Annotated in this window: 13 protein-coding genes; 5 read left to right on the top strand and 8 right to left on the bottom strand. The window is 75.8% G+C overall.

Going from position 1 to position 14,387, the window contains the following annotated elements; translation table 11 throughout:
• Positions 1-4 precede the first annotated feature (4 nt).
• The gene (locus ACPYN7_RS05260) at positions 5-2,176 is read right to left on the bottom strand and encodes a glycosyltransferase (protein WP_424346919.1); all 2,172 of its coding nucleotides are present in this window, start codon (positions 2,174-2,176) and stop codon (positions 5-7) included.
• Positions 2,177-2,599: 423 nt separating this feature from the next.
• Between ACPYN7_RS05260 and ACPYN7_RS05255 the strand changes: the two genes are divergently transcribed.
• Together ACPYN7_RS05255 and ACPYN7_RS05250 are read left to right on the top strand one after the other, a co-directional pair.
• Positions 2,600-3,250 (top strand): helix-turn-helix transcriptional regulator, encoded by a 651-nt coding sequence (locus ACPYN7_RS05255; protein ID WP_058874126.1) that lies wholly within the window; start codon positions 2,600-2,602, stop codon positions 3,248-3,250.
• Between the two features lie 298 nt (positions 3,251-3,548).
• A complete protein-coding gene (locus ACPYN7_RS05250) occupies positions 3,549-4,970 on the top strand; it encodes an FAD-binding oxidoreductase (protein ID WP_424346918.1) in 1,422 nt (473 codons plus the stop codon).
• Positions 4,971-5,070: 100 nt separating this feature from the next.
• Here ACPYN7_RS05250 and ACPYN7_RS05245 read toward each other — a convergent pair whose 3' ends face one another.
• The 3 genes from ACPYN7_RS05245 to ACPYN7_RS05235 are packed head-to-tail and all read right to left on the bottom strand — an operon-like array spanning position 5,071 to position 8,143.
• Positions 5,071-5,382 (bottom strand): AzlD domain-containing protein, encoded by a 312-nt coding sequence (locus tag ACPYN7_RS05245; protein WP_368826677.1) that lies wholly within the window; start codon positions 5,380-5,382, stop codon positions 5,071-5,073.
• A complete protein-coding gene (locus ACPYN7_RS05240; protein ID WP_058874123.1) occupies positions 5,379-6,107 on the bottom strand; it encodes an AzlC family ABC transporter permease in 729 nt (242 codons plus the stop codon). The genes ACPYN7_RS05245 and ACPYN7_RS05240 overlap by 4 nt, the downstream gene beginning before the upstream one ends.
• A complete protein-coding gene (locus tag ACPYN7_RS05235) occupies positions 6,104-8,143 on the bottom strand; it encodes a glycoside hydrolase family 15 protein (protein WP_424346917.1) in 2,040 nt (679 codons plus the stop codon). The genes ACPYN7_RS05240 and ACPYN7_RS05235 overlap by 4 nt, the downstream gene beginning before the upstream one ends.
• Positions 8,144-8,242: 99 nt before the next feature.
• On the opposite strand from ACPYN7_RS05235, the gene ACPYN7_RS05230 reads away from it, so the two are divergent.
• The 3 genes from ACPYN7_RS05230 (at position 8,243) to ACPYN7_RS05220 (ending at position 11,124) form a co-directional block, all read left to right on the top strand.
• Positions 8,243-8,557 carry a metal-sensitive transcriptional regulator gene (locus ACPYN7_RS05230; protein WP_058874121.1) on the top strand — a complete coding sequence of 105 codons (315 nt, stop codon included), beginning with the start codon at positions 8,243-8,245 and terminating at the stop codon, positions 8,555-8,557.
• Between the two features lie 67 nt (positions 8,558-8,624).
• Positions 8,625-8,834: a heavy-metal-associated domain-containing protein gene (locus ACPYN7_RS05225; RefSeq protein ID WP_082697062.1), complete on the top strand. Its 210-nt coding sequence runs from the start codon at positions 8,625-8,627 to the stop codon at positions 8,832-8,834.
• A gap of 67 nt (positions 8,835-8,901) precedes the next feature.
• Positions 8,902-11,124 (top strand): heavy metal translocating P-type ATPase, encoded by a 2,223-nt coding sequence (locus ACPYN7_RS05220; protein WP_424347013.1) that lies wholly within the window; start codon positions 8,902-8,904, stop codon positions 11,122-11,124.
• A gap of 82 nt (positions 11,125-11,206) precedes the next feature.
• On the opposite strand, the gene ACPYN7_RS05215 is transcribed toward ACPYN7_RS05220, so the two are convergent.
• The 4 genes from ACPYN7_RS05215 to ACPYN7_RS05200 form a co-directional block, all read right to left on the bottom strand.
• Complete coding sequence (locus tag ACPYN7_RS05215; protein ID WP_058874119.1) at positions 11,207-11,404, bottom strand: hypothetical protein; 198 nt, start codon at positions 11,402-11,404, stop codon at positions 11,207-11,209.
• 159 nt (positions 11,405-11,563) lie between these two features.
• Positions 11,564-12,070 carry a hypothetical protein gene (locus ACPYN7_RS05210; RefSeq protein ID WP_424346916.1) on the bottom strand — a complete coding sequence of 169 codons (507 nt, stop codon included), beginning with the start codon at positions 12,068-12,070 and terminating at the stop codon, positions 11,564-11,566.
• A 60-nt stretch (positions 12,071-12,130) separates the two neighbouring features.
• Positions 12,131-12,721, bottom strand: coding sequence for a DUF308 domain-containing protein (locus tag ACPYN7_RS05205; protein ID WP_424346915.1), 591 nt, complete (start codon positions 12,719-12,721; stop codon positions 12,131-12,133).
• A 69-nt stretch (positions 12,722-12,790) separates the two neighbouring features.
• Positions 12,791-14,341: a PLP-dependent aminotransferase family protein gene (locus ACPYN7_RS05200; protein WP_424346914.1), complete on the bottom strand. Its 1,551-nt coding sequence runs from the start codon at positions 14,339-14,341 to the stop codon at positions 12,791-12,793.
• Between the last annotated feature and the right edge of the window lie 46 nt (positions 14,342-14,387).

Genomic DNA, 14,387 nt, shown 5'->3' with positions numbered 1-14,387 from the left:
GCGCTCAGCGGCCGCGCAGGGACCGCCACGCACGCCGCCAGAAGGCGACGAAGCCCCGCTCCGCCACGGCCCGTTCCAGCCGGTCGATCTGCCGGGACTGGTCCCGGACCACGCCGAGGAGCTCGTGCGCGAGCTCCTCGGCGGCGTCCAGCCGCCGGTGCAGGGCGGCGGCCTCCTCGGCTGCCGCGCGGCGCAGGTAGAGCGGCAGGCCGATCCCGTGCTCCGCGCTCCACTGCCGCAGGCGGCGCTCGCGCACCACCAGCTCGTCCTGCGCGGCGGAGGCGCCTGCCATCCGTTCGCTGTGCCCGGGCGGGCGCGCGGGGAGCAGGCCCACGGTGAACGTCTCGAGGAAGCGGAGCACGAACTCCCAGTCCGCCGCGGCCCCCAGGGTCTCGTCGTGGTCGCCGAGCACGCCGTGCACCGCCCGCCGGTACACGAACGGCGAGTCGACCGCAGTGCGGTCGCCGTCCAGCACGTCCGTGAGGGTGAGCACTCCCCGGTCCGGCCGGCCCGGTCCCCGTTCCGGCCGGCCGGACGGCGCCTCCTCGGCGGAGCCGGGCGCGTCCTCGGTCCGCACCACGACCCCGTCGTCGCTCACGAGCGGGTCCTCGAGGTGGGCCACGGCGCGCTGCAGCAGCGTGGGAGGCCAGTGCCCGGTCCCGTCGTGCCGGACGACGAGCTCGGACTCCCCGGCCCGCAGCCCGCGGTTGGCGGACGCCGCGGGGCCGAGGGCCCTGCGGTGGTGCAGGACCGCCACCCGCCCCGCGAGCTCGTCCCGCAGCGGCGCCAGGACGTCGTCCACCTCGGCAGGGTCGCCGCCGTCGTCCACCACGACCAGCCGCCAGTCGGTGAACGTCTGCGCCAGGAGGTCCTCGACGGCCCGGCGCAGACGTGCGGGACCGCCGCGGTGCCGCAGCACGACCGCGACGGTGGGGCGCTCGGGCGGCACCGCGGGGACGGTGTACCGGCGGCGCAGCGCCCGCACCACCGGGGCGCCGACTCCGCGCGCCGCGACCGCCGTCTCCGGAGCGGGCGGAGCCGGCCGGCCGTGCAGCGCCCCGGCCACTTCGTCCCACCAGCGGGCCGCCGCGTCCCGGACCGCCGGCTCGGCGTCCGCCAGGGCGGCACGCACGGCCCCGCGGTGCTCGACGGCCTCCGAGGCCCACTGCTGGACGGCGGCACGGGTGTCCCACGCGACGTCCCCCGGGGTGAGCAGCGCCGCGAGGGGCACGGCGCCGCCGCCGAGCCCCCAGCGGCCCAGGACGACGTCCATGCCGTTCAGAGAATGTTTCTCCGGCGCCACGGGGAGCACGACGGCCCGCGCCGCGGAGCCGAGGACCGCGCCGCGGGGGCACGTGGTCAGGACCCAGTCCGCCCGGAGCGCGGCCGGCCCCGTGCCGTCCCCCGCCGGCGCGACCCGGCGGACGTCGTCCCGCAGCCGCGCCGCGACGTCCGCCGCGAACTCCTCGTCGGCGGACGTGCCGCCGCAGGCCAGGACCGCCACCGTCCCGCCGGTCCGGTGCACCAGGGCGTCCAGCAGGGCGGCCAGCACCGGAGCGGCCACCTCGGGGGGCCAAGGGCCGCCCGGGCGCCCCACCACCGCGGCGATCCGCGGCGGCGCCGCCCCGTCCGCCTCCTGCCGCTGTGCGGCCGGCCCGCCCGGCGCCCCCTGCGGGCCGGCGGGCCCCGGCAGGAGGAGGTCGTCCTGCCGGCCGACGCGCAGGCCGGGGTGCTCGGGGCACAGCCGGCAGGCCACCGCCAGGGACGCCTCGTCCTGCAGGCCCACGAGGGAGGCGGTCGAGAGCAGCCGGCGCACGGGCTCCTCCGGAACCGCCCCGGCGCGGAGGACGAGACCGCTGATGACGACGGGCCGCCCGGCCGCCGCCGCGGCCCGTGCGCGGTCGAGCCAGTGGCCGAGCCGGGCGTCGTCCGCGGGCGCGTCGGCCCCGGGCCCGAACAGCAGGAGCGCGTCCGCCTCGGGAGGCGTCCCGAGAGCTTCGTCCCCGGGCTCGGGGTGGTCCGGGGAGGGCGCCGCGGGCCCGGGCTCGCCGGCCGGGTCGACGAGCCGTGCGTCGACCCCGCGCAGGGAGAGCTCCCCGAGGAGCCGGCCGATCTCGTGCGCCCCGCCGGGGAGGCGGACCGGGCCGACCGGTCCGAGAAGTACGTCGATGGGCATGACGGAACGGACCTTTCCTCGACCGATGCGTGCTCCCCCATTCTTCCAGCCGGGCCCTCCTCCGCCCGTCCCCGGCACGGGCGGCCCCGCCCGGACCGGAAAGGGCCGCCCCGGCCGGGTCCCGCCCGGTCGGGATCCGGTGTGCGAGGTTCCGGGTCCGCACGGAATCCCCTTGCCCGCGCGCGGGCGGGTCCGCCACTGTGGAGGAACACAGTGCACCATCTCCCCCGGCGGCGACCGCCCGGAGGACCACGAGCCCTGGGACCCCCCTGACGCACCACCGCATATTCCTCCGAAGGCATGTGCCGGGCGGACGCCGGGTCCGCCCGGGCACTCGGTCCTCCCGCCGCCGGAACGGGCCGTCGATCCCCGGCCCCGGAGATCCCGCGCACCGCACCGCGGGAGACGTCGAGGAGTCCCACCATGTTGAATGCAGCCGTCATCAGCCCCCAGCCCATGACGCGCATCGCGCTCCAGCGCGAGTCCGTCGAGCACCCCGAGCACGGCGTGCGGGTGAGCGCGGTGGCCGCGAGCGTCCCGGAGTTCCTCGCGCAGAGCCCCGCGGAGGAGATGGTGGTGCTGCTGAGCCTGAACACCCTGGACGGCCGCAGCCTCGTGCAGAACGTCACGGACCTCATCGGACGGGAGCACACCGTGGTCGTGCTGGTGCCGCCGGACGACCTCGCCCGGGTCCGCTCCGCGTTCGCCTGCGGGGCGTCCGGTGCCGTGGGCAAGTGCGAGCCCATCAGGACCGTCTTCCGGACCATGCGCCTCTCCCGCCAGCTGGGCCACTTCGTGAGCGACCTGCTCCAGTCGGCCCTGGTCGAGCTGCCCAGCAGGGCCCCGGCGAAGCTCTCCGCCCGGGAGCGCGAGGTGCTCGCCCTCTACGTGGACGGTCTCCAGGAGCAGGAGGTGGCCGGGCGGCTGCAGATCGCGGAGTCCACGGTGGAGGAGCACCTCAAGCGGATCCGCCGCAAGTACGCGCTGGTGGAGCGCCCGGCCCGCACCAAGCTCGAGCTCTACAAGCGGGCCGTGGAGGACGGGATCATTCCGCCGGTGCTGCCGCTGGCCTGAGCACCGGACCGGCCGCGCCCGGGGACGCTCCTCCGCTGGGCTCCTGACCGGCGGAACGCTGCCCGGACCGTTGTGGCCGCCCCGTTGTGCCGCGCCGCGGACGCTCCTACGCTGGGGGAACAGCACCCTGTGCCGTTCCGCCTCCCCCACCGGAACCCCAGCCCCGGCGGGGCCGAACGCCCGGACCGCTCCGAGTCCGCCCGTGACCCTTCCGGCACCGCCGGCGACGGTCCGCGCACCGCCGCCGGGCACGAGCAGCAGCCCGGGGGACGCGCCCCGCCCACAGGAAGCCGATCCCATGAACGCCGTGGACCGCGGGGACCAAGACCACGAGACCGCCCGCGAGCTCGAGAAGCTGCGCAACCACCTGACGGGGACGCTCGTCGAGCCCGACGACCCGCTCTACGACGAGGCGAGACGGGTCTGGAACGGCATGGTGGACGTGCGGCCGCGCGCGATCGTGCGGGCCGGCGCCGTGTCCGACATCGACCCGGTGCTGGCCGCCGCCCAGCACACGGGCCTGCCGCTGGCCGTCCGCGGCGGCGGGCACGGCGTGACCGGCCACGGCACCGTGGAGGGCGGACTGGTCCTGGACCTCGGCGCGCTGCGCGGGGTCCATGTGGATCCCGGGACCCGTCTCGTGACGGTCGAGCCCGGTGCCACCCTCGCGGACGTCGACCGCGCCACCGTGCCGCACGGGCTGGCGGTGCCCCTCGGCGTGGTGAGCGCCACCGGCGTCGCGGGGCTGACCCTCGGCGGCGGTGTGGGCTGGCTGACCCGCAGCGACGGCCTGAGCCTCGACAACCTCGTGCACGCCGAGGTGATCACCGGGACCCGGGAGCACCTGCACGCCGATGCGGAGCACAACCCGGACCTGTTCTGGGGCATCCGCGGCGGCGGCGGCAACTTCGGGGTGGTGTCCTCCTTCACCTTCCGCGCCCGGGAGCTGCCCCCGTCCGTGCTGGGCGGGAACCTGTTCTACCGGCCCGAGAAGTGGCGCACGGCCCTGCAGGCCTTCGCGCGCTGGACGGCCGACCTGCCGGACGAGATGAACGGCATCGTCTCGATCCTCCGGCTGCCGCCCAGCTTCGGGATGGGCGACGAGCCCTGGCTGATCATCGCCTTCGCGTGGATGTCACCCGACCACGCCGAGGGCCTGCGGCTGGCCGAGCGGCTGCGGGCCGACGCCCCGCCGGACGAGGAGGAGGTCGGCCCGGTGCAGTGGACCGAGTGGCAGGCGGCCATGGACGAGCTCTTCCCGAAGGGCGCGCGCGCGTACTGGAAGAACGCCTCCTTCTCCCGCCTGGACGACGAAGTGGTCGACGCCCTGCTCGGCGTGGCCTCGGAGATCACCTGGTTCGGCACGGGCATCGACATCCACCACATGGAGGGGTTCTTCGGGCGGGTCCCCGCCGGGGCCACCGCCTTTCCCAACCGGTCCGCGCGGTACTGGCTCAACGTCTACGGCTACTGGCCGGACGCCGCCGAGGACGCCCGCCTCACGGCGTTCGCCCGCCGCGTGCACGCCGCCGTGGCGCCGTTCGCCGACGCCGGGCAGTACGTGAACTTCCTCGGCGCCGAGCACGGCCCGGTCACCCCCGAGGCGGCACGGGAGGCCTACGGGGAGCGGACGCACCGGCGGCTCGTGGAGCTGAAGGACCGCTACGACCCCGCCAACCTGTTCCGGCTCAACCACAACGTCCTGCCGAGCACCGCCTGACCGCGCCCGTGGCCCCGGCCGCCGCGCACTTGGGAACTACGCAGTACGACGGGGCGGCGGGGTGCGCCGGCCGGTCGGGCCGCCCTGCCGCGGCGCGGGCTCAGGGGGCGCCGAGCAGCCGGAGCACGGCGGCCGCGACCGCCCCCAGCACGACGACCACGAGGAACGGCGCCCGCAGCACGAGCGCGAGCCCCGCCACGAGCAGCGCGCCCAGCCGGGCGTCGAGGGCCAGGGCCTGGCCGGAGCCGAACGCGTTCATGACCACGAGCGCGGCGAGCAGGCCCACCGTGACGGTGCCCGCCATGCGCCCCACGCGCGGGTCGTCCAGCACCCGGTCCGGCACGAGGTAGCCGACGAGCTTCAGGGCGTAGGCGAGCGCGCACGCCCCGAGCACCCAGAACCACATGCTCATGCCCCCGCCTCCTGCCCGCCGGGGCCGGAGGCGGCCCCGGCCGGGCCGGCGCCGCGCGAGCGGCCCAGGAACGCCGCGACCACGGCGGCCACGAGGATCGGCAGCCCCGCCGGCAGCACCGGGATGGTCAGGGCCGTGACGAGACCGCAGACCACCGCGACCGCCACGGGCTCCCGGGCGCTCAGCCGCGGCCACAGCAGGCCCAGGAACGCGGCGACCGCGGCCCCGTCCAGACCCCAGCGGGCGGGATCGCCCAGGGCGTTGCCGAGCAGGGCGCCCAGCACGGTGAACAGGTTCCAGAGCACGAACACGCCGAGGCCCGCGGTCCAGAACCCCCGCCGCTCCTCGACCGGATGGACCTGGGAGGAGGCGGCCGCGTTGGACTCGTCGATGGTCACGTGCGCGGCGAGAAGCCGGCGCCAGCCGCGCGGGCGGACCAGGGCGTTCATGTTCATCCCGTAGACGGCGTTGCGGACCCCCAGCAGGGTCGCCGCCCCCAGCGCCGAGGCCCCGGCGCCACCGCCCGAGACCACGCCGATGAAGGCGAACTGGGAGCCGCCCGTGAACATGAGCGCGGACAGGGCTACGGTCTGCCAGAAGCTCAGCCCGGCCGCCACGGACAGGGCCCCGAAGGAGATGCCGTACAGCCCGGTGGCCACGGCCACGGACAGCCCGATCCGGACCGCCGGCGAGGACCGCCAGTCGACGGGAGCCGCGTGGCTCACGACGCCCCGGCCGCGGACGCCCCGCTCAGGTCCGGCGCGGGCTCCCCCGTGCTCCCGTGCTGCTCGGCCGGCGTCCGGCGCCCCTGGGCGGCGTCGAGCGCGTCCAGGGCCTGGACGAGGGCGAGGTGGGTGAAGGTCTGGGGGAAGTTGCCGGTCATCCGGCGCTGCTCGGGCGACCACTCGGTGGAGAGCAGCCCGAGGTCGTTGGCGCGGGACAGCACGAGGTCCACGAGCTTGCGGGCGCTGTCCGTGCGGCCCGAGCGCGCGTACTGGGCGGCCAGCCACAGGGACGCGCCGAGGTGCGGGTTGTCCTGGCCGGGGAAGCCGTCCACCCCGATGACCCCGGAGTACGCGTCGGGGTCGTCCGGGTCCACCGGCCCCAGGACGTTGCGGTAGCGGTGGATCAGTCCGCCGGGGTGGCGCAGCTCCTCCTCGATCCGCCGCACGGTCCCGAGCATCCGCTCGTCGTCGTAGGCCACGAACCCGACCTGCGGCAGCTGGAGCAGGGAGGCGTCCACGGTCTTCGACCCGTAGTACTGCACGAAGGAGCCGACCTCGGGGTCGTAGCCGCTGGTCCAGATCTCCTCGGCGAGCGCGTCCCGCAGCTGCTCCCAGAGCTGCGCGTCGCCGGGCAGGCCGTGCACGCGCACCGCGTCCACGCCGCACTGGAGGGCCGCCCACATCAGCACGCGCGAGTGCGTGTAGTACTGCCGCTCGCCGCGCATCTCCCAGAGGCCCTGGTCCGTGACCTCGTAGTTGTCCACGACCGAGCGCAGCATCGCCTGCTGCAGGGGCCAGGAGAGGTGGTCCTCCACGGCGCCGCGGCGGCGGAGCCGCTCGAAGACCACCATGACGTGGCCCACGGCGTCGGACTGGTGCTGGCCCGCGGCGCCGTTGCCCTCGCGGACCGGCCGGGAGCGCTCGTAGCCGGGCAGGTCGAGCTGGTGCTCCCGCCCGCGGCGCTCCCCGGCGACCCCGTAGATGTTCTGCAGGTCGTGCGGATCCCCCGCCACGGCGCGCAGCAGCCAGTTGCGCAGCTGCGCGGCCTCGCGGTCGTGGTCGTGGTCGAGCATGACCTCGAGGGCCATCGCGGCGTCCCGCAGCCAGGCGAAGCGGTGGTCCCAGTTGCGCTCCCCGCCCACCACGTCCGGCAGGGACGTGGTGGGGGCGGCCACGAGCCCGCCCGTCTCCTGGTGCATCAGGGCCCGCACCACGAGCAGCGAGCGCCGGACCACGTCCGAGCGCCGGGCCACCGCGTGGCCGCGGACCGGGACGATGTGCACCGGCTCCTCCCCCTCCACGGCCGGCGGGGAGTACAGCCCGGACCACTCCTGCCACAGCTCCACGGTGCGGGTGAGCTGCTCGTTGACGTCGATGGGCGCCGGGGGCGTGCGGTGGGACGGGAAGTGGGTGAGGACGAAGTCCCGTGCCTGACCGGCGGAGACGGTGAAGGTGCCGCGGTGGCGGCGCTGGTCGTCGTCGTCCGTGGACTCGGGCAGGGGCTCCCCGCGCAGCACGAGGGCGTCCGGGCCGGCCATGGCCACGAGCATGGGCGGGGCGGCGTCGCCGCCGCCGGGGTCCGCCTCCCCCTCGAAGCGGCTGACCCAGGGGACCACGGCGCCGTAGCCGAAGCGCACCCGCAGCTCGTGGTACATCTCGACCTCCCCCGTGAGGCCCTCGACACGGCGGACCACGTCCGTGCGGGAGGTCAGCGGGAGGAAGTCGGTCACGCGCACGGAGCCGGAGTCGGTGACCCACACGGTCTGCAGCACGAACGTGTTCTCCACGTAGAACCGTTCGGCGACCTGGGCGCCGCCCTCGTCCTCGTCGAGGACCTCCCCGTCCTCCCCCTCCACGACCGTGCACGCGGGGGCGAGCAGCCACCGTCCGTGGTCGGCCTCCCCGAGCAGGGCGCCGAAGACCGAGGGGGAGTCGAACCGGGGAGCGCACAGCCAGTCGATGGACCCGGTGCGGGAGACCAGCGGACCCGTGCGCATGTTCGAGAGCAGGGCGTAGTCCTCGATCAGTGAAGCCATGCCTCAAGATTCGCACACCTGCGGCGACGCGCCGGCACCGGGGTGGATCTATACCCCCAAGGGGTATACAGTGGGGGCGGGACGACCGAGGAGGAGCTCATGACGCAGACCCTGCCGCCGCACGGGTACAGCCACGACAAGGATGCCTGGCTCAAGCGGCTGCGCCGCATCGAGGGACAGGTCCGCGGCATCCACCGGATGGTCGAGGAGGACAAGTACTGCATCGACATCCTCACCCAGGTCTCCGCGATCCAGTCCGCCCTCAAGGCCGTGAGCCTGGGCCTGCTGGACGAGCACCTGAACCACTGCGTGGTCGGCGCCGTCGAGGCCGCCCAGGAGTCCGGGGACGCCGCCAGCATCGACGACAAGCTCCAGGAGGCGTCCGCGGCCATCGCCCGCCTGCTCAAGAGCTGACCCGGACCGGCGCACCGGACCGACCGAACCACTCCACCGAACCGACCTGCCCACCGAGGAGAACATCGTGCAGACCACCGTCAACGTTTCCGGCATGACCTGCGGCCACTGCGTCATGTCCGTCACCGAGGAGCTCACCGAGCTGGAGGGCGTCGAGTCCGTCGACGTCGACCTCGTGGCCGGCGGGGTCTCCCCCGTCGTCCTGACCACTTCCCGCGAGCTGTCGGAGGACGAGATCAGGGAGGCCGTCGAGGAAGCGGGGTACACCGTTGCCTGAGACCCGCACACCCGTCCCCACCGAGGTCGCCGGGCCCCTGCGCACCCTCGAGCTCGAGATCACCGGCATGACGTGCTCCTCGTGCGTCAGCCGGGTCGAGAAGAAGCTGGGCAAGCTCGAGGGCGTCGACGCGTCCGTCAACCTCGCCCTCGAGACCGCCACCGTCCACGTTCCCGCGGGCGTGAGCGACGAGCAGGTCGTCGAGACGGTCGAGAAGGCCGGCTACGGCGCCACCCTCAGGAACGCGCCCGGGGACGACGACGAGGCGGCCGCGGACGGCCCCGACGCCATGACGAGGGTCGCGGGGCGGGAGGCGTCGTCGCTGCGCTCGCCCGAGTCCCTGCGCCGGCGCCTGCTCGTGGCGGCCGCGTTCTCGGTCCCGGTGTTCGTGATCTCGATGCTGCCCGGCTTCCAGTTCCCGCACTGGGGCTGGGTGGTCGCGGTGCTGAGCCTGCCGGTCGTCACGTGGGCGGCGTGGCCGTTCCACCGCTCGGCGGCGATCAACGCCCGGCACCTGACCTCCACCATGGACACCCTCGTGTCCCTGGGCGTGTCCGCCGCGTACCTGTTCTCGCTGTGGAACCTGCTGCGGGAGCCCGGCATGACGGCCGGCGCGATGCTCGGCCACGCGATGGACATGAGCGGGCACCAGCTCTACTTCGAGACCGGGGCCCTCGTCACCGCGTTCCTGCTGCTGGGCCGCTATCTGGAGGCCCGGGCGAAGGCGCGCTCCGGCGAGGCGCTGCGCGCGCTGCTGGAGCTCGGCGCGAAGGACGCGGTGGTCCTGCGGGACGGTGTCGAGACCGACCTGCCCGCGGAGCAGCTGCGCCCGGGGGACCTGATCGTGGTGCGTCCCGGCGAGAAGATCGCCGCCGACGGCGTGGTCGTGGACGGCCGCTCGGCCGTGGACACCTCCCTGCTCACCGGCGAGTCCCTGCCCGTGGAGGTCGAGGTCGGCGACACCGTCACCGGCGCCACGATCAACACCAACGGCCGCCTGCTGGTCGAGGCGACCCGCGTGGGCTCCGACACCACCCTGGCCCAGATGGGCCGGATGGTGGCCCGGGCCCAGTCGAGCAAGGCCCCTGTGGCCCGTCTGGCCGACCGGATCTCCGGGGTCTTCGTCCCGATCGTCCTGGTGCTCGCCCTGGCCACGCTGATCGGCTGGCTGCTGCTGACCGGGGACGTCAACGCGGCCTTCGTGGCCGCGGTCTCCGTGCTCGTGATCGCCTGCCCCTGCGCCCTGGGCCTGGCCACTCCCACGGCCCTGCTCACCGGCACGGGCCGGGGCGCGCAGCTGGGCATCCTGATCAAGGGCGCCGAGGTGCTCGAGGACACCCGCACGGTGGACACCGTGGTGCTCGACAAGACGGGCACCGTCACGAGCGGCCAGCTCTCCGTCGCGGCGGTGACGCCCGTGTCCGGGTACTCCCGGGACCAGGTGCTGGACCTCGCGGCCACCGTGGAGCAGCACTCCGAGCACCCCATCGCCCGAGCCGTGGCCGCGGCCACCCCGCACCGGTTCCCGGTCTCCGGGTTCGTCTCGGCCCCCGGCGGCGGCGTGCGCGCGCACGTGACGGACGGGATGCACTCCCGCTCGGTGGTGGTCGGGCGCACCACCTGGCTGGCCGAGAACGGCGTGCGCCTGGACGGCGCGCAGCTCGACGCGCTGCGCCGGGCCCAGGAGGGCGGGTTCACCACGATCCTCGTGGCCGTCGACGGGGCCCTGGTCGGTTTCGTGGACCTGCGCGACACCGTCAAGGACGACGCCCGGGCGGCGATCGCGCGGCTCAAGGAGCTGGGGCTGCGGCCCATGCTGCTGACCGGCGACAACGAGCCCGTGGCGCGGGCCGTCGCCGCCGAGGCCGGCATCGCCGCCGAGGACGCCGTCGCGGACGTCAGCCCGGAGGGCAAGGTCGCGGTGGTCCGCGACCTCCAGGACGACGGCCGCGTGGTCGCCATGGTGGGCGACGGCGTCAACGACGCCGCGGCCCTGGCACAGGCCGACCTCGGGATCGCGATGGGCGCCGGCACGGACGCGGCGATCGAGGCCGCGGACATCACCGTGGTGCGCAGCGACGTCGGCTCGGTCCCCACGGCCATCGCCCTGTCCCGCCGGACCCTGTCGATCATCAAGTCGAACCTGTTCTGGGCCTTCGCCTACAACACGGTGGCCGTCCCCGTGGCGGCCGCGGGCCTGCTCAACCCCGTGATCGCGGGCGCCGCCATGGCCTTCAGCTCCGTGTTCGTGGTGCTGAACTCCCTGCGGCTGCGCGGCTTCGGCCGCTGAGCCGGGGCCTCCCGACGCGACGACGCCCCGGGGCGGACCTCCTGGTCCGCCCCGGGGCGTCGTCGTCCGTGCGAGGTGCTGCTCAGGCGCCGGCCTGGCCGGGGTCGACCGGGCTCTCCTCGTTCTCCGGGAGCTCCGGCACCTCGGACTTGTAGTCCTCCTGCGCCACGTCCACGGGGTCCTGGTCGGGACCGTCCTCCTGCTGGTCGGCCATCCGCTGCTGGACCTTCTGCTCGAACTCCGCGTCGCCCTCGGTGGGCGGTTCCGGTTGCTGGCTCATGCTGGTTCCCGTCGTCCGGTCTCGAGCAGGGCACGGGGGCCGGCCCTGCTGCTCAGGTGCCGTCCAATCTATCGAGCGGACGCCCGGCGGCAACAGGCCCGCCCGGCGGCAACAGGCTTCGCCGGGGCCCCGGGCGGGCGGAGCGGCGCGAGCGTGGCCTCAGGCGCGCGGGGCGGGGCCGTCGTCGCCGTCCGGCCCGTGCGCCGGGCCGCGGCCGCCCGCGGGGCCGCCGTCGTCCGCCCGCGCGGGTCCGTCGTCCGGTGCGGCGCCATCGGCGGAGCGCCGGCCGAGGAGGTCCTCGCCCTCGGTGTCGGGCCGGACGCGCTGGCCGAACTCGGCCTCGCCGGCGGGCCGTGCGGCCGCCTGCCGGCGGGCCCGGGCCTCGGCGTAGAGCTTGGCCGAGGAGCGGTTGACGCCCGTGCCCTCGCCGAGGTGGGGGTCGTTGGGCTTCTCGACGATCATCAGCGTGGCGCTGATCACGAGCGTCACGATGAACACGATGCCGGCGGCGATGAAGGCGAGGTCCAGGCGCAGGGCGTTGTCCGTGCCGCCGCTGGCGAAGATCCCCACGGCGACGAACGCGATCGCCGCGAGCACGGCGGACAGGATCAGGGGGCCCTTGACGTCGGCCCGGGAGCCGCCTCTCGAGCCCTTGCGCTGTGCCACTGGTCCTCCTCGTGAGCTGGTGTCCTCGGCAGGACGGGGCCTGCCGTGCGGTAGCCCAGTCTACGCGGTCCCGGCGGGAGCCCGTCCCCGGCGGTCCTCGTGCCGGAGGGTCAGGGCGGCCAGCAGGTGGGTGACGCCGATGACCACCGCGGCGGCCCCCACCACCCCGAAGAGGGCCTTGGCGCCGAGGTCCACCACGAGCACGAGGCCGGTGGCGGCGAGGACCGTGACGAGCCCGGCGATGGTCCAGTCGCGGCCCAGGGGGAAGCTCGTGCGGAACCGCAGCCCGAGGGCCAGCTCCGTGAGCCCGGCCAGGCCCATGACGGACGCCGCGTAGACCACGAGCCACGCGGGGCTGTCGGCGCCGAGGACCGTGAAGATCCCGCCCAGCAGGTACAGCACGCCGTAGGACTGCGGGACCTGCCGGGCGGGGCCCAGGTCCACGGCGTCGTTGCCGTTGAGCCGCAGCTGCAGGAACACGCTCGCGGCCCCCGTGAGCACGAGGTAGAGCCCCACGCCCCAGGTCACCACGGCCAGCGTCGGCTCCTGCCAGAACACGGTCACGGCGCCGAGGACCAGGGCCACGAGCGCGCGCAGCAGCGTGGGCGCGAACAGGTCGCGGTGGATGCCGGTGCTCGGGTCGGGGTTCACGGTGCGCCTTTCGGGAGGACGTGCGGGCGGGAAGGCCCGGGCGGAACGGCCCGCAGGGCCCGGGTCAGTCTAGCGACCGGAGCCGCGGCCGGGCGCCGAGAGCACCCGGGCCAGCACGGCGAGGGCGTCCGGCAGGGCTTCCCCCTGCGGGGCGGCGCCGGTGGCGCCGAAGCCGACGACGACGCCGCGGCGGGCGCCCCGCGCGCCGTGCGCCCAGTACGAGCCCAGCGCCGCCACCCGCACGCCCGCGGCCGCGGCCCGGTCCACGACGTCCTGCTCCTCGAACGGCACCTCCCCCGTGAACTCGAGGACGGCGTGCAGCCCGCCGTCCATGGGCACGGCCCGCACCCCGCGGACGCCCGCGAGGGCCGCGGTGAGCAGGTCCCGCCGGCGCCGGTACTCCCGCCGCATCCGGGCGGTGTGCCGGCGCAGCCCGCCCTCGGCCAGGAACCGGGCCATGGCGTCCTGGGCGACCGCGGAGGCGGGGTTGCCCAGGTCCGTGCGCAGCCGCAGCAGCTCCTCCCGGAGGGCCGGCGGGGCCAGCAGGTAGCCGACCCCCAGCCCGGGCGCGAGGACCTTGGTGAAGGAGCCCAGCGTGGCCACGTGGCCGCCGGCGCCGAGCAGCCGCCCCGGGGCGGGCGGCTCCGGGGCGGCGCCCGGGGCGTGGTCGAGGGAGGACAGCGCCGGGAGCGGCTCGCCCACGTAGCGCAGCTCGGAGTCGTAGTCGTCCTCCACGATCAGCGCGTCGTGGGCGCGCGCCCAGCCGAGCAGCTCGAGCCGGCGGGCGGCGGGCATCGACGCGCCGAGGGGGTACTGGTGGCTGGGGGTCACGATCACGGCGTCCGGGGGGCGCTCGATCTCCCACTCCCCCGGGCCGGCCCAGGCGCCGGACGGCAGCCGGGCGGGGTCGAGCCCCTGGTCGTCGATCGGCACGGGCAGCACCTCGTGGCCGAGCCGCTGCGGCACCCGGCGCAGCGAGGGGTAGCCGGGGTCCTCGACGGCGACCCGCAGCCCGCGGCCCGCGTGGCCGCCGAGCACCGCGAGCAGCAGCTGGAGCCCGTCCCGCGCGCCCGCCGTGACGAAGAGGTCCCCGGGGTCCCGGACCACGCCGCGCATCAGCCGCAGGTGCTCGGCGATCTGCTCGCGCAGCGGCTCCGAGCCCTGGGGCGGGGGCGCGCCCGTCCCGGCGGCGGCCGCGGCGTCCCGCCACGCGGCGCGCCACTGCGGGGTGGCCAGCCGCCCGGTGTCGGGCCGCCCGGGCGTGAGGTCGATCATGGGCCGCTCGCGGGCCCGGCGCGGCCGCGCCACGGGCGGGCGGGGGCCGGTGCGGGCGGCCGGGGGCTCCGCCCGGGAGCGCGCCAGGTCGGGGTGGACCACCGTGGCCCCGTTGGTCGCGTGCAGGTAGCCCTCGCCGTGGAGCTGGTCGTAGGCGGTGACCACGGAGCCGCGCGAGATCCCCAGCCGGGCGGCGAGCCCGCGCGTGGAGGGCAGCGGGTCCCCGGGGCGCAGGGCCCCGGAGACCACCAGCTCCCGCAGCTGCTGGACGAGCTGCGCGGGCAGGGGCGCGGGGTCGGCCCGGTCCACGCGCACGGGCAGCTCCACGTCGTGGGGGTGCCGCACGGGCCGGCTCCTCTCTCCCGCAGGTCTCCGCAGGATGTTCGGTGGT

It is taken from the genome of Kocuria sp. CH-021, assembly GCF_049716185.1.
Classification (GTDB): domain Bacteria; phylum Actinomycetota; class Actinomycetes; order Actinomycetales; family Micrococcaceae; genus Kocuria; species Kocuria cellulosilytica.
This window is presented reverse-complemented; position numbering and strand designations above follow the sequence as displayed.

Excerpts from the sequence above, each read along its gene's own strand:
- ACPYN7_RS05260 (WP_424346919.1), bottom strand. The coding sequence starts at position 2,176 with ATGCCCATCGACGTACTTCTCGGACCGGTCGGCCCGGTCCGCCTCCCC.
- ACPYN7_RS05255 (WP_058874126.1), top strand. The coding sequence starts at position 2,600 with ATGTTGAATGCAGCCGTCATCAGCCCCCAGCCCATGACGCGCATCGCG.
- ACPYN7_RS05250 (WP_424346918.1), top strand. The coding sequence starts at position 3,549 with ATGAACGCCGTGGACCGCGGGGACCAAGACCACGAGACCGCCCGCGAG.
- ACPYN7_RS05245 (WP_368826677.1), bottom strand. The coding sequence starts at position 5,382 with ATGAGCATGTGGTTCTGGGTGCTCGGGGCGTGCGCGCTCGCCTACGCC.
- ACPYN7_RS05235 (WP_424346917.1), bottom strand. The coding sequence starts at position 8,143 with ATGGCTTCACTGATCGAGGACTACGCCCTGCTCTCGAACATGCGCACG.
- ACPYN7_RS05230 (WP_058874121.1), top strand. The coding sequence starts at position 8,243 with ATGACGCAGACCCTGCCGCCGCACGGGTACAGCCACGACAAGGATGCC.
- ACPYN7_RS05220 (WP_424347013.1), top strand. The coding sequence starts at position 8,902 with ATGACGTGCTCCTCGTGCGTCAGCCGGGTCGAGAAGAAGCTGGGCAAG.
- ACPYN7_RS05215 (WP_058874119.1), bottom strand. The coding sequence starts at position 11,404 with ATGAGCCAGCAACCGGAACCGCCCACCGAGGGCGACGCGGAGTTCGAG.